The following is a 13359-nucleotide window of genomic DNA, read 5'->3' as shown; positions in this document are numbered from 1 at the left end:
GGTATTATAGCCAACTGGCGGTGAATGTCTTGGGCTGTTTTACTCGCCAGCGACTTTTCAGAGCCTTTACCGGCGCCATTTAATGACAACTTTGTCCATATCCATAGCAGCATACTGAATAATTTTGTGTAAGCGGTTACAGCGTAAAAATGCGTTTTTGCTGCGCCAGTAAATTTCTGCAATTTCAAGGGAGATTCCTGCTGTGTTTCGCCTCCCCTTTTCGCGCGCCAGATCGCAACTGATAACTAACAATTCATTCACTTTTCCGATTTGTGATGTAACTCATTTTGTTACATCTCCGATTGTCTATAGTTTCCCCGCAGGCGAAGTAGTAGCCAACAATAACCCTACGAGGATGCTCTTATGTGGAAGCGTTTACTTCTTGTCACAGCAGTTTCGGCAGCTATGTCGTCTATGGCGATGGCTGCGTCGTTAACCGTGGGATTTTCGCAGGTCGGTTCGGAGTCCGGCTGGCGTGCCGCTGAAACCAACGTCGCGAAAAGCGAAGCCAGCAAACGCGGCATTACGCTGAAGATTGCTGACGGTCAGCAAAAGCAGGAGAACCAGCTTAAAGCGGTGCGCTCCTTTATCGCGCAGGGTGTGGACGCCATCTTTATCGCCCCGGTGGTTGCAACCGGCTGGGAGCCGGTGCTGAAAGAAGCGAAAGAGGCGAAGATCCCGGTCTTCCTGCTCGACCGCTCCATCGATGTGAAAGACAAATCGCTCTATATGACTACCGTTACCGCTGACAACGTCCTCGAAGGGAAGCTGATTGGTGAATGGCTGGTGAAAACCGTCGCCGGCAAACCGTGTAACGTGGTTGAGTTGCAGGGCACCGTTGGCGCAAGCGTCGCCATCGACCGTAAGAAAGGGTTCGCGGAAGCGATCTCTAAAGCTTCTAACATCAAAATTATCCGCTCTCAGTCCGGCGACTTTACCCGCAGTAAAGGTAAAGAGGTGATGGAGAGCTTTATCAAAGCCGAGAACAACGGCAAAAACATCTGCATGGTTTACGCCCACAACGACGACATGGCGATTGGTGCCATACAGGCCATTAAAGAAGCGGGCCTGAAACCGGGCAAAGATATCCTCACCGGCTCTATCGACGGCGTACCGGATATCTATAAAGCGATGATCGATGGCGAAGCCAATGCCAGCGTCGAGCTGACGCCGAACATGGCTGGCCCGGCCTTCGATGCGCTGGAGAAATTCAAAAAGGATGGCACCGAGCCGCCGAAGTTGACCATTACCAAATCCACCCTCTATCTGCCGGATACGGCGAAAGAGGAGCTGGAGAAGAAGAAAAACATGGGTTACTGAGTCCTGTCGTCCCTCTCCCCGCCGGGGAGAGGGCATCTGTGTAAGGGGTCAACAATGAACGCGGAAGCACACCAGGAAATCCTGCGTACCGAAGGCTTAAGTAAATTCTTTCCCGGCGTAAAAGCGCTCGATAACGTGGATTTCTCGCTGCGACGCGGTGAAATCATGGCCCTGCTCGGTGAGAACGGCGCGGGAAAATCGACGCTTATCAAAGCGCTGACCGGGGTTTACCACGCCGATAAGGGCACCATCTGGCTCGAAGGCCAGGCCATCAATCCCAAAAATACCGCCCATGCCCAGCAACTGGGGATCGGCACCGTTTACCAGGAAGTGAACCTGCTGCCGAATATGTCGGTGGCGGATAACCTGTTTATTGGCCGCGAGCCGCGTCGTTTCGGCCTGCTGCGCCGCAAAGAGATGGAGCAGCGCGCCAGCAAACTGATGCAATCTTACGGCTTCTCGCTGGATGTGCGCGAGCCGCTTAACCGCTTCTCCGTGGCGATGCAGCAGATTGTCGCCATCTGCCGCGCTATCGATCTCTCGGCAAAAGTGCTGATCCTCGATGAGCCAACCGCCAGTCTTGATACCCAGGAAGTGGAGATGCTCTTCACCCTGATGCGCCAGCTGCGCGATCAGGGCGTCAGCCTCATCTTCGTCACCCACTTTCTCGACCAGGTTTACACCGTTTGCGACCGCATCACCGTGCTGCGCAACGGCAGCTTTGTCGGCTGTCGCGAAACGCGCGAGCTGCCGCAAATTGAGCTGGTGAAGATGATGCTGGGCCGCGAGCTGGAGAGTAACGCCCTGCAACGCGCCGGGCGCACGCTGCTCAGCAATAAGCCGGTGGCCGCCTTTAACAACTACGGCAAGAAAGGGGTTATCGCCCCGTTCGATCTTGAGGTTCGCCCCGGTGAGATCGTCGGTCTCGCCGGGCTGTTAGGCTCCGGGCGCACCGAAACGGCAGAGGTGATCTTCGGCATTAAGCCCGCCGACAGCGGCAGCGCGATGATCAAAGGCCAGCCGCAAACCCTGCGCTCGCCCCATCGCGCCTCGTGCCTCGGGATCGGTTTCTGCCCGGAAGATCGCAAAACCGACGGCATTATCGCCGCCGCTTCGGTGCGCGAGAATATCGTGCTGGCGCTACAGGCCCAGCGCGGCTGGCTGCGTCCAATCCCGCGTAAAGAGCAGAACGCGATTGCCGAGCGCTTTATCCGCCAGCTGGGTATTCGTACCCCGAGCGCCGAACAGCCGATTGAGTTTCTCTCCGGCGGCAATCAGCAAAAAGTGCTGCTCTCGCGCTGGCTGCTGACGCGCCCGCAATTCCTGATCCTTGATGAACCAACGCGTGGGATTGATGTTGGCGCGCATGCTGAAATCATCCGCCTGATCGAGACCCTTTGCGCCGACGGGCTGGCGCTGCTGGTGATCTCTTCTGAGCTGGAGGAGCTGGTGGGCTATGCGGATCGGGTGATCATCATGCGCGATCGCAAGCAGGTCGCCGAGATCCCGCTCGCCGAGCTTTCCGTTCCGGCGATCATGAATGCCATTGCGGCGTAAGGAGTAGAGTGTGATGCCTCAATCACTGGGCCAACAGGCGCAGCCGAAGCGCCGTTTTAACTGGCCGACCGGAACGCCGCAGATCTTAGCCCTGCTGCTGGTTTTACTGGTGGACAGCCTGGTCGCGCCCCATTTTTACCAGGTGGTGCTGCAGGATGGCCGCCTGTTTGGCAGCCCGATCGATATTCTTAACCGCGCAGCGCCGGTCGCGCTGCTGGCCATCGGCATGACGCTGGTGATTGCCACCGGCGGCATCGATCTCTCGGTTGGCGCGGTGATGGCGATTGCCGGCGCAACGGCGGCATCATTAACCGTCTCCGGCCATAGCCTGACGGTCGTGCTGCTGGCAGCGCTGGCAACCGGCGTGCTGGCCGGGCTGTGGAACGGCATTCTGGTGGCGATCCTCAAGATCCAGCCCTTTGTCGCCACGCTGATCCTGATGGTCGCCGGGCGCGGGGTCGCGCAGTTGATCACCTCCGGGCAGATCGTCACCTTTAACGCGCCATCGCTGGCGTGGCTCGGCAGCGGCTCGCTGCTGCTCTTCCCAACGCCGGTGATCATCGCGCTGGTGACATTACTCATCTTCTGGCTCTTTACCCGCAAAACGGCGCTGGGCATGTTTATCGAAGCAGTGGGGATTAATATCCGCGCGGCAAAAAACGCCGGGGTGAATACGCGGCTGGTGGTGATGCTGACCTACGTGCTGAGCGGCGTTTGCGCGGCCATCGCCGGGGTGATTGTCACGGCGGATATTCGCGGCGCGGATGCCAACAACGCCGGGCTGTGGCTGGAGCTGGACGCCATCCTGGCGGTGGTGATTGGCGGCGGCTCGCTGATGGGCGGGCGTTTCAACATTGTGCTGTCGGTGGTGGGGGCGCTGATTATTCAGGGCATGAACACCGGCATCCTGCTCTCCGGTTTTCAGCCGGAGCTTAACCAGGTAGTGAAAGCGGTGGTGGTGATGTGTGTGCTGATTGTCCAGTCGCCGCGCTTTATTGCGTTGCTTAAAGGAGTGCGCGGTCATGATAAAACGTAACCTGCCGTTGATGATCACGCTGGGCGTTTTCGTGCTCGGCTATCTCTACTGCCTGACGCAGTTTCCCGGATTCGCCTCGACGCGCGTCATCTGTAATATCCTGACGGATAACGCCTTTCTCGGCATTATCGCCGTCGGCATGACTTTTGTGATCCTCTCCGGCGGTATCGATCTCTCCGTCGGCTCGGTGATTGCTTTTACCGGCGTCTTCCTGGCAAAATCGATTGGTGCCTGGGGCATCTCGCCGCTGCTCGCCTTTCCGCTGATTTTGCTGATGGGCTGCGCTTTCGGGGCCTTTATGGGGCTTTTGATCGACGCGCTGAAAATCCCGGCCTTTATCATCACCCTCGCCGGGATGTTCTTCCTGCGCGGCGTTAGCTATCTGCTGTCGGAAGAGTCGATTCCCATTAACCACCCGATGTATGACACCCTCTCCAGCCTGGCCTGGACCATCCCCGGCGGCGGGAGGTTGAGCGCGATGGGGCTGCTGATGCTGATGGTGGTGGTGGTCGGTATTTTCCTTGCTCACCGCACCCGTTTTGGCAACGAAGTGTACGCCATTGGCGGTAACGCCACCTCGGCGAACCTGATGGGCATCTCAACGCGCAGCACCACGATTCGCATCTATATGCTCTCAACGGGGCTGGCAACGCTTGCCGGGATTGTCTTCTCCATCTACACCCAGGCGGGCTATGCGCTGGCGGGCGTTGGCGTCGAGCTGGACGCGATTGCCTCGGTGGTGATCGGCGGCACGCTGCTCAGCGGCGGCGTTGGCACGGTGCTCGGCACGCTGTTTGGCGTGGGTATCCAGGGGCTGATTCAGACCTATATCAACTTCGACGGCACGCTCAGCTCCTGGTGGACGAAGATCGCCATCGGCATCCTGCTGTTTATCTTTATCGCCCTGCAACGCGGCCTGACGGTGCTGTGGGAGAGCCGGCAGAACTCGCCGGTGACGCGGGTAAGCCCAACGGCAACAAAGTAACAAGATATTGAAATTGCTGTTTTTCTTCTAAAGGAATTCCGGTAGCGGTCGATAACTGACGAATGGGCTTAATTTACGCCAAAAAGTTCTTCGCTACCGGAATCCACATCATGCTTAAAACGCTTTCGATCCGTACGGGCTTACTTTCTCTGCTGGCTGTTATGACTCTTCTGCTGCTGCTGGTCAGCGGCATCGGTATTTATGCGCTCAATAAGAGCTCCGCTTCGCTGGCGCGAATCAACCAGCTTCAGGGCGAAAAGATGGCGCGCCTGAACAGCGGCTACACCATGATTCTGCGCGCGCGCAACGAAGCCGGCCAGGCGGTGCGCATGATGGAGGTGGGCCTGCTTGATGATGCAGCCAACTCCGTAAAACTGATTAATAACGAAATCGCGCTCGGCGAGCACTCCCTCACTGGCGTTATCAGCGCGGGCGTTGATGATGAGCAGGGCGCGGTGTTGCTGGCAAAGGTGGCGAAAAGCTATGGCGATTACGTCAGCCAGGGCATTAAGCCGATGCAGGACGCGCTCAACCAACAGAGCGCCGATGCCTATTACGAACTCCTCGAAAGCAAACTAATCCCTGTCTCCCGCCAGTTCGATAACGATATGCAGGCCTTCCAGGCGTGGGGCGAAGCGCGCGGTAAAACCGAAGTGGCAGCCGTGCAGAGCAGTAAGCGTTTCGTTATGTCGCTGATTTTTGTGGTCGCGCTGCTGGTGGCCGGGATTATCGTGCTGGCCTGGCTGGCGCTGCGCCATATGCTGCTTAAACCCCTCGATACCTCGATTCAACAGCTGGAACAGGTGGCGGCGGGCAACCTGATTGCCGCGAAAACCGAAGTGACGGGAAAAGAGTTTAACCGCCTGAACGCGGCGATTGAGGAGATGCGCCATGCGCTGATCGGCTCCGTGATGCGCGTGCGCGATGCCAGTTCGCAGATTGATACCGGTAGCCGGGAGCTGGCGGCAGGTAACCTCGATCTCTCGCAGCGCACCGAATCTACCGCCACTTCGCTTGAGCAGACCGCCGCCAGCATGGAGCAGATCACCGCCACGGTGAAACTCAACGCCGACAACGCCGAGCAGGCGCATAAGCTGGCGAAAACCGTCTCCGAAACCGCCGATCGCGGCAGCGAAATGGTCTGCTATGTGATTGAGAAAATGCGCGATATCGCTGGCAGTTCCGATCGTATCGCCGATATCCTCAGCGTGATCGACGCCATTGCTTTCCAGACCAATATTCTGGCGCTCAACGCCGCCGTCGAAGCGGCGCGCGCGGGTGAGCAGGGCAGAGGCTTTGCGGTAGTGGCGGGCGAAGTACGCAGCCTCGCCAGCCGCAGCGCCGACTCCGCGAAAGAGATCCGCCAGCTTATCAGCAGCTCGCAGGCGCAGGTCTCCGAAGGCAGCGATCTGGCGATGCAGGCCGGAGAAACGATGGATGAGATCGCCGAAGAGGTGTTGCGCATGACTAAATTAATGCGCGAGATAGCCAATGCGTCCCAGGAGCAGAGCCGCGGTATTGAGCAGGTTAATATTGCAGTAAGTCAGATGGATGAAACGGCGCAGCAGAATGCGGCGCTGGTACAACAATCGTCTGCGGCGACGCGCTCGCTGGAGCAGCAATCACGAGAGCTGCTTGAAGCGATGGCGTCGTTCCGTTTGCAGACGCAAGCATAATCAAAGGTAATGTGTCATGGCTGTATGTATTCAATGTGATAGCGAGGCGCTGAGGGGCAGCGACTATTGTGCCATCTGCGAGGAGCGCGAGTTTAAAAAGATCCGCGGCTGGCTCTATCTCCCGGCGCTGGGGTTGGTTGCGTCGATCATCGTCAACCTGATATCCATTAACGTTACGCTGCGCTTTTTAATGGAGAACTTCGCGCTGATTGGCTCGGGGCAGAAAGGGATCCTCTTTTTCGAGCTGGCGTCGTTTGTCGGCATGTTTGCCTATGCGCTGTTTGTCAGCAGCCTCTTTTTCCGTAAAAAGCGTCAGCTGCCGCGGCATTACATTGTACTGGTGGGGGTGGGTACGGCCTTTGTCGCCGTCGATCTGCTGTTGGGGCACCACTATCTGAATGTGCCTTATGTCTTTGAGACGGTGAAACCGCTGGTGCGCAATGTGCTGAGCGCCTGTATCTGGATCCCTTACTTCATCGTTTCCGAACGCGTGAAGCGTACCTTTGTGAAGTAAAGATTTGCCGGAGGGCTATCGCGCCCTCCGGCAATCACACGCTATTACGCGTCCGGGTACTCACGCATATAACGCTCAACATCATCCACCATATGCTCATTGCCGACGAAGAACGGACGGCGCTGGTGCAGGCTCTCTGGCTGGATATCAAGAATACGCTCTTTCCCGTCGCTCGCTTTACCGCCGGCTTGTTCCGCGAGGAAGGCCATCGGGTTGCACTCATACAGCAGGCGCAGTTTCCCTTGCGGGTGGCTGGCGGTGCTCGGGTAGAGGTAGATGCCGCCTTTCAGCAGGTTACGGTGGAAATCTGCCACCAGTGAACCGATGTAGCGCGAGGTGTAAGGGCGATGAGTCGCTTTATCCTCTTCCTGGCAGAACTTGAGGTACTTCTTCACGCCCTGCGGGAATTTGATGTAGTTCCCTTCGTTAATCGAGTAGGTGTTGCCGCGTTCCGGGAAGCGCATGCGCTCCTGCGAAAGACAGAAGACGCCGAGTGACGGATCGTAAGTGAAGGCGTGAACGCCGCAGCCGGTGGTGTAAACCAGCATTGTCGATGAGCCGTAAACCACATAACCGGCAGCAACCTGTTTGTTGCCCGGTTGCAGGAAGTCCTCTTCGGTAACCGGCGTGCCAACAGGCGTAACGCGGCGGTAGATAGAGAAGATGGTGCCGACAGAGACGTTAACGTCGATGTTGGAGGAGCCATCCAGCGGATCCATCAGCACCACGTATTTAGCGTGTTCGCACCCTTCGAAAACGACGATCTCATCTTCTTCTTCAGAGGCGATACCGGCGACGATATCGCGGGCGCGCAGCGCGGATTTCAGTTTCTCGTTCGCAAACAGGTCGAGTTTTTGCTGCACTTCGCCCTGTACGTTCTCAGCACCGCTGGCACCCAGGATATCGACCAGACCGGCCTTATTGATATCGCGATGAATGATCTTGGCGCCCAGTTTTATCGCCGACAGTAAAGCAGTCAGTTCACCCGTGGCATGCGAGAACTCATGCTGCTTTTCGACAATAAATTCACCTAACGTTTTCATAACACTTTCCCTGCATTTTTGAATATGGAGTAAAGCGATTGTAGCCTGCGGTTTTCAGCATGTTTGGCGGAGAAGTTCAGAGCCGTTAACCAACGAAACGGTAACAACCCGAGCTTTCGCAAACGAAAACGCAGCGGACATGCAACAATACTAACAAACATTCAAAACTTCGCGCACAGGTGAATCGCGCCAGCGGGGTACGGATTATCCTGAAATGCATTTCTCAGACGTTAAACATATGCGTAAAATGTGCGCCAGGTTAAGCAAGGATAATGACGTATGCGCATTCATATTTTGGGGATTTGTGGCACTTTCATGGGCGGGCTGGCAATGCTGGCGCGCTCGCTGGGCCACCAGGTAACGGGTTCGGATGCCAATGTCTATCCGCCGATGAGCACGCTGCTTGAGAAGCAAGGCATTGATTTAATTCAGGGATATGATGCAAGCCAGCTCGATCCCGCGCCGGATTTGGTGATTATCGGCAATGCGATGACCCGCGGAAATCCGTGTGTCGAAGCGGTGCTGGAGAAGAACATTCCGTTTATGTCCGGCCCGCAATGGCTGCATGATTTTGTGCTGCGCGACCGCTGGGTTGTGGCGGTTGCCGGTACGCACGGCAAGACCACCACCGCCGGGATGGCGACCTGGATCCTCGAAGCCTGTGGCTATAAACCCGGTTTTGTCATCGGCGGCGTGCCGGGCAATTTCGATGTTTCCGCGCGCCTCGGCGAGAGCGATTTTTTCGTTATCGAAGCTGACGAATACGACTGTGCCTTCTTCGATAAGCGCTCCAAATTCGTCCACTACTGCCCGCGCACGCTGATCCTCAACAACCTTGAGTTCGATCACGCGGACATTTTTGACGATCTGAAAGCGATCCAGAAGCAGTTCCACCACCTGGTGCGCATCGTACCAGGGCAGGGGAAAATCATCTGGCCGGAAAACGACATCAACCTGAAACAGACGATGGCGATGGGCTGCTGGAGCGAGCAGGAGCTGGTGGGCGATCAGGGCCACTGGCAGGCGAAGAAGCTGACCACCGACGCTTCAAGCTGGGAAGTGTGGCTGGATGGTGAATGCGTCGGCCAGGTCAACTGGGGCCTGGTGGGCGAGCACAACATGCATAACGGTCTGATGGCGATCGCCGCTGCGCGTCATGTTGGCGTTACGCCTGCGGATGCCGCCAATGCGCTCGGTTCGTTTATCAACGCCCGCCGCCGCCTTGAGCTGCGCGGTGAAGCGCACGGCGTCTGCGTGTATGACGATTTTGCGCACCACCCGACGGCAATCCTCGCCACACTCGCCGCGCTGCGCGGTAAAGTGGGTGGGACGGCGAAGATCATCGCCGTGCTGGAGCCGCGATCCAACACCATGAAGATGGGGCTGTGCAAAGATGATCTCGCGCCGTCGCTGGGCCGCGCCGATGAAGTCTTCCTCCTGCAACCGCAGCATATTCCGTGGCAGGTCGCGGAAGTGGCGGAGGCCTGTATCCAGCCTGCGCACTGGAGCGCGGATGTCGATACGCTGGCGGATCAGATTGTGAAAAGCGCCCAGCCGGGCGATCACATTCTGGTGATGAGCAACGGCGGCTTTGGCGGCATTCATCAGAAGCTGCTCGATAAGCTGGAGAAGAAAGCGCAGCTCGCGGCTGAAAAAGCCTGATAGCTGACGCGTAAAAAAACCGCGCACGGGCGACCGGCGCGGTTTTTTTTATGCCTGGCGTTACTCTTTCGCCATCGGCGTATCGCTGGATTGCGGGGCTTTGTCGCCCTGAATGGTTTTCACACGCTCTTCAACTTTCGCCACCTGATCGCGGTTGTGCAACAGCGTATAAGTGAGATCGAAGCGGGTGCTCTGGCCTGCCTGCAGTTGCTTAACGCGTTTCTGCTCACGCTCGATGGTGACCGGGTAGGCGTAGCTGGTGCCCGGCTCGATACCGGTGACGTAACCCTGTTTTTCGGTATCGGTGTTTTTCCACAGTGTCAGCACCGGCAGTTGCTCGGTGTTGTAGTCAATTGCCACGCCTTTATCGCCCGCTTTATTCAGCAGCGCGGCGACGGTCTGCTTGTTCGCATCGGCCAGCGGTTTGATATTAAAGACCATTTCGTCGAAGCCTTTGGTCGGCCCGGCATAGGTTTGCCACGTTTTCATGCCGCCTTTGGCGTAGTCATTGAACGGGCTGACGCTCTCCAGCGGCGTGATAAAGCGCGCGCCCTCTTCGAGGATCGGTTTGCTGAAGTTGCTGTGATAGATGATCTGATAATCATGCGGGTAGTCGGCGTGGTTGGTCAGCACGTCATGCAGGCTGAAGCTGTTGCTGCCCGGAATGTAGCGCAGCTCCATCTCGGTTTGCAGATCGGCTTTCTTAAAGGTGCTCTCTTTCACCAGCCCGCGAATGCGGATCTCATACGGCGCTTTTTCGCTGACATCGACGGAAACCTGTGATGCAGGGGTGTTGCCCGCTTTACCATGCAGGGTGTAAAGCTGCCCGTCAGCCGTGACCGGGTGACCCGTCCACTCATAGCCGCAGCGCACCACCATTTCGTTGAACCCTTCCAGCCAGCCAAGCCCGTTGCGGCTCTCCAGGTTGATAAACGCCGGGTTCACCACCTCTTTCACCGGCGAACTCCAGCCCATATGCACACCAAAACCATCGGCGTAGAGTAAATTCATGCCGCGCGTCGGGCTAAGGGCAATGGTCAGGCCGTTTTTGCTGGTCAGCTTGATGACTTTGCTCCCCTCCTGCTTGCCGCCGTGCAGCACCACCTGCTCAATGCTGAACTGCTGATCTTTAATGTTCAGCTGATCGCTGGTGATACGCCAGTTTCCCTGTTCAATGTTGCCTTCAGCACTTGTCAGCACCCAGGTTTTTGCCATAACCGGCGCGGACACCAGCAGCGCAATAGCGGAGAGCATCACGGTCTTTTTCATCTTATTTTCCTTTTTAGCTGAATCGATTACCTGCGTTACAGCAGGAATCTACGTTTTGCGCCGCCAGGAAAATGTGATCCGTTTCATCTGCTGAAAATGAGCGTCGGGCAGAGGCGGAAAGGGAGATATTGATCACATTTATTGATGAAATGAGACTAATGGATGGTGTGAATATGTGAAGTGGCGTGCTTTTAGCTTTAACGTTTCAGCTTGCAGGGGATAAAAAAACCCTCTTCGGTTAAAGAGGGTTCTGTGCGGATTAGCTCTCTTCGCTGCTCTCTGCGAGCTCACGCAGATACTGGAAGATCAAACGCGCGGTTTTTGGCGGCTTGTTGCTCTCTTTCTCTTTCTTGGCGTTGCGGATCAGCGAGCGCAGTTGCTGACGGTCAGCATTCGGCCACAGATTCAGCACGTCCGGCACCGCGTCATCACCCTCTTCAATCAGGCGATCGCGCAGGTGCTCAAGCTTATGGAAGAAAGCGACCTGCTGGTTATGGCGGTTTTTCAGCTTATCCAGCGCCTGGCGAATCGGCTCGACATCGCGTTGACGCAGCATTTTACCGATCAACTGCAACTGACGGCGGCGACCCTCTTTCTTGATGCGCTGCGCCAGCTCAATGGCGTCGCGCAGATCCTGGTCGAGCGGGATCTTATCCAGCGCGTTTTTTCCCAGCTCTACCATTTCAGCGCCAAGCTGCTTTAACTCTTCAGCATCGCGCTTAATTTCACTCTTACTGACCCAGATGATCTCATCATCTTCGTCTTCGCTCTCGTTACCGGGCACGTCGTCGAGCCAGTCGTCGGGCTGCTTTGTCATCTCAGGCTCCTTAAAAAAGAGGCTAATGTTACCAGTTAAGGCGCGCACTGAAAAACGGTTCTCTGTTAGACTTCAAAGATTCTCTCCCTTAATTATGGCATTGGCGATGAAAGTAATCACACAAGTGGCACAACAGCGCAAAGTTCTGGAAGAAGCGGTCGCAACCGCGCTTGATCTGGCTTCAGGCCGTTCGGATGGCGCGGAAGTGGCGGTCAGCAAAACCACCGGTATCGGCGTCAGCACCCGCTATGGTGAAGTGGAGAATGTCGAATTTAACAGCGATGGTGCTTTGGGCATCACCGTTTATCACCAGAACCGCAAAGGCAGCGCCTCGTCGACGGATCTGAGCCCGGAGGCGATTGCCCGCACGGTGCAGGCGGCGCTTGATATTGCCCGCTACACCTCGCCAGACCCGTTCGCTGGCGTGGCAGAAAAAGAGCTGCTGGCCTTTGACGCCCCGGATCTCGATCTTTTCCATCCGGCGGAAGTGACCCCCGATGAAGCAATTGAGTGGGCGGCGCGCGCCGAGCAGGCGGCGCTGAAAGCGGACAAACGCATCAGCAACACCGAAGGCGGCAGCTTCAACAGCCACTACGGCATTAAAGTTTTCGGCAACAGCCACGGCATGTTGCAGAGCTACTGCTCCAGCCGCCACTCGCTGTCGAGCAGCGTGATTGCCGAAGCGAATGGCGATATGGAGCGCGATTACGCCTACACCATTAGCCGTGATATCAACGAGTTAAAAACGCCGGAGTGGGTAGGCGAAGAGTGCGCCCGTCGCACGCTGTCGCGCCTCTCACCGCGTAAACTGTCGACCATGAAAGCGCCGGTCATTTTCGCTAATGAAGTAGCGACCGGGCTGTTTGGTCACCTGGTTGGCGCCATTGCTGGCGGCGCGGTCTACCGCAAATCGACCTTTTTACTCGATTACCTCGGCAAACAGATCCTGCCGGAGTGGTTAACCATTGAAGAGCACCCGCACCTGCGTAAAGGGCTGGCCTCCACGCCGTTCGACAGCGAAGGCGTGCGCACCGAGCGCCGCGATATCGTGAAAGAGGGCGTGCTGATGCAGTGGCTGCTGACCAGCTACGCGGCGCGCAAACTGGGGCTGAAGAGCACCGGTCACGCGGGCGGTATTCACAACTGGCGCATTGCCGGGCGCGGCCTGAGCTTTGAGCAGATGCTGAAAGAGATGGGCACTGGCCTTGTAGTGACTGAACTGATGGGCCAGGGCGTGAGCGGTATTACCGGGGATTATTCGCGAGGCGCGTCTGGTTTCTGGGTAGAAAACGGTGAAATTCAGTATCCAGTAAGCGAAATTACCATTGCCGGCAACCTGAAGGATATGTGGCGCAATATTGTTACTGTCGGTGACGATATTGAACAGCGCAGTAACATCCAGTGTGGTTCAGTGTTGCTGCCGGAGATGAAGATCGCCGGACAATAATTCGTGGCGCGGCGTTCTGCGCCTTTAAGCGTG

11 protein-coding genes are annotated in these 13359 nt (G+C 56.8%); 8 read left to right on the top strand and 3 right to left on the bottom strand.

Annotation, left to right across the window (positions count from 1 at the left end; all coding sequences use genetic code 11):
* Positions 1-363: 363 nt before the first annotated feature.
* The 6 genes from ytfQ to N7V53_RS14195 all read left to right on the top strand — a co-directional run bounded on the left by ytfQ (position 364) and on the right by N7V53_RS14195 (position 7088).
* Positions 364-1320: a galactofuranose ABC transporter, galactofuranose-binding protein YtfQ gene (gene ytfQ / locus N7V53_RS14220; RefSeq protein WP_023478471.1), complete on the top strand. Its 957-nt coding sequence runs from the start codon at positions 364-366 to the stop codon at positions 1318-1320.
* A 54-nt stretch (positions 1321-1374) separates the two neighbouring features.
* Complete coding sequence (ytfR, locus tag N7V53_RS14215) at positions 1375-2877, top strand: galactofuranose ABC transporter, ATP-binding protein YtfR (RefSeq protein WP_200580977.1); 1503 nt, start codon at positions 1375-1377, stop codon at positions 2875-2877.
* A 10-nt stretch (positions 2878-2887) separates the two neighbouring features.
* A complete protein-coding gene (gene ytfT / locus N7V53_RS14210) occupies positions 2888-3913 on the top strand; it encodes a galactofuranose ABC transporter, ATP-binding protein YtfT (protein ID WP_279793754.1) in 1026 nt (341 codons plus the stop codon).
* A complete protein-coding gene (gene yjfF / locus N7V53_RS14205) occupies positions 3900-4898 on the top strand; it encodes a galactofuranose ABC transporter, permease protein YjfF (RefSeq protein WP_279793753.1) in 999 nt (332 codons plus the stop codon). Before ytfT ends, yjfF begins: the two co-directional genes overlap by 14 nt.
* A gap of 110 nt (positions 4899-5008) precedes the next feature.
* The gene (locus N7V53_RS14200; protein WP_279793752.1) at positions 5009-6574 is read left to right on the top strand and encodes a methyl-accepting chemotaxis protein; all 1566 of its coding nucleotides are present in this window, start codon (positions 5009-5011) and stop codon (positions 6572-6574) included.
* 16 nt (positions 6575-6590) lie between these two features.
* Positions 6591-7088, top strand: coding sequence for a DUF2569 domain-containing protein (locus N7V53_RS14195; RefSeq protein ID WP_279793751.1), 498 nt, complete (start codon positions 6591-6593; stop codon positions 7086-7088).
* 44 nt (positions 7089-7132) lie between these two features.
* Here N7V53_RS14195 and fbp read toward each other — a convergent pair whose 3' ends face one another.
* Positions 7133-8131, bottom strand: coding sequence for a class 1 fructose-bisphosphatase (gene fbp, locus N7V53_RS14190; protein WP_023478503.1), 999 nt, complete (start codon positions 8129-8131; stop codon positions 7133-7135).
* A gap of 279 nt (positions 8132-8410) precedes the next feature.
* Between fbp and mpl the strand changes: the two genes are divergently transcribed.
* A complete protein-coding gene (gene mpl, locus N7V53_RS14185; RefSeq protein WP_023478520.1) occupies positions 8411-9793 on the top strand; it encodes a UDP-N-acetylmuramate:L-alanyl-gamma-D-glutamyl-meso-diaminopimelate ligase in 1383 nt (460 codons plus the stop codon).
* Positions 9794-9853: 60 nt separating this feature from the next.
* Here the strand turns inward: mpl and N7V53_RS14180 are convergent, their stop codons facing one another.
* Positions 9854-11062 carry an aldose 1-epimerase family protein gene (locus N7V53_RS14180; RefSeq protein ID WP_279793750.1) on the bottom strand — a complete coding sequence of 403 codons (1209 nt, stop codon included), beginning with the start codon at positions 11060-11062 and terminating at the stop codon, positions 9854-9856.
* A 259-nt stretch (positions 11063-11321) separates the two neighbouring features.
* Positions 11322-11879, bottom strand: a complete 558-nt coding sequence (yjgA, locus tag N7V53_RS14175) for a ribosome biogenesis factor YjgA (RefSeq protein ID WP_023478484.1) — start codon at positions 11877-11879, stop codon at positions 11322-11324.
* A gap of 94 nt (positions 11880-11973) precedes the next feature.
* Here yjgA and pmbA point away from each other — a divergent pair, with 94 nt between their 5' ends.
* Complete coding sequence (gene pmbA, locus N7V53_RS14170) at positions 11974-13326, top strand: metalloprotease PmbA (RefSeq protein WP_042714065.1); 1353 nt, start codon at positions 11974-11976, stop codon at positions 13324-13326.
* Positions 13327-13359: the final 33 nt, after the last annotated feature.

It is taken from the genome of Kosakonia sp. HypNH10 (assembly GCF_029850615.1).
GTDB lineage: Bacteria > Pseudomonadota > Gammaproteobacteria > Enterobacterales > Enterobacteriaceae > Kosakonia > Kosakonia cowanii.
This window is presented reverse-complemented; position numbering and strand designations above follow the sequence as displayed.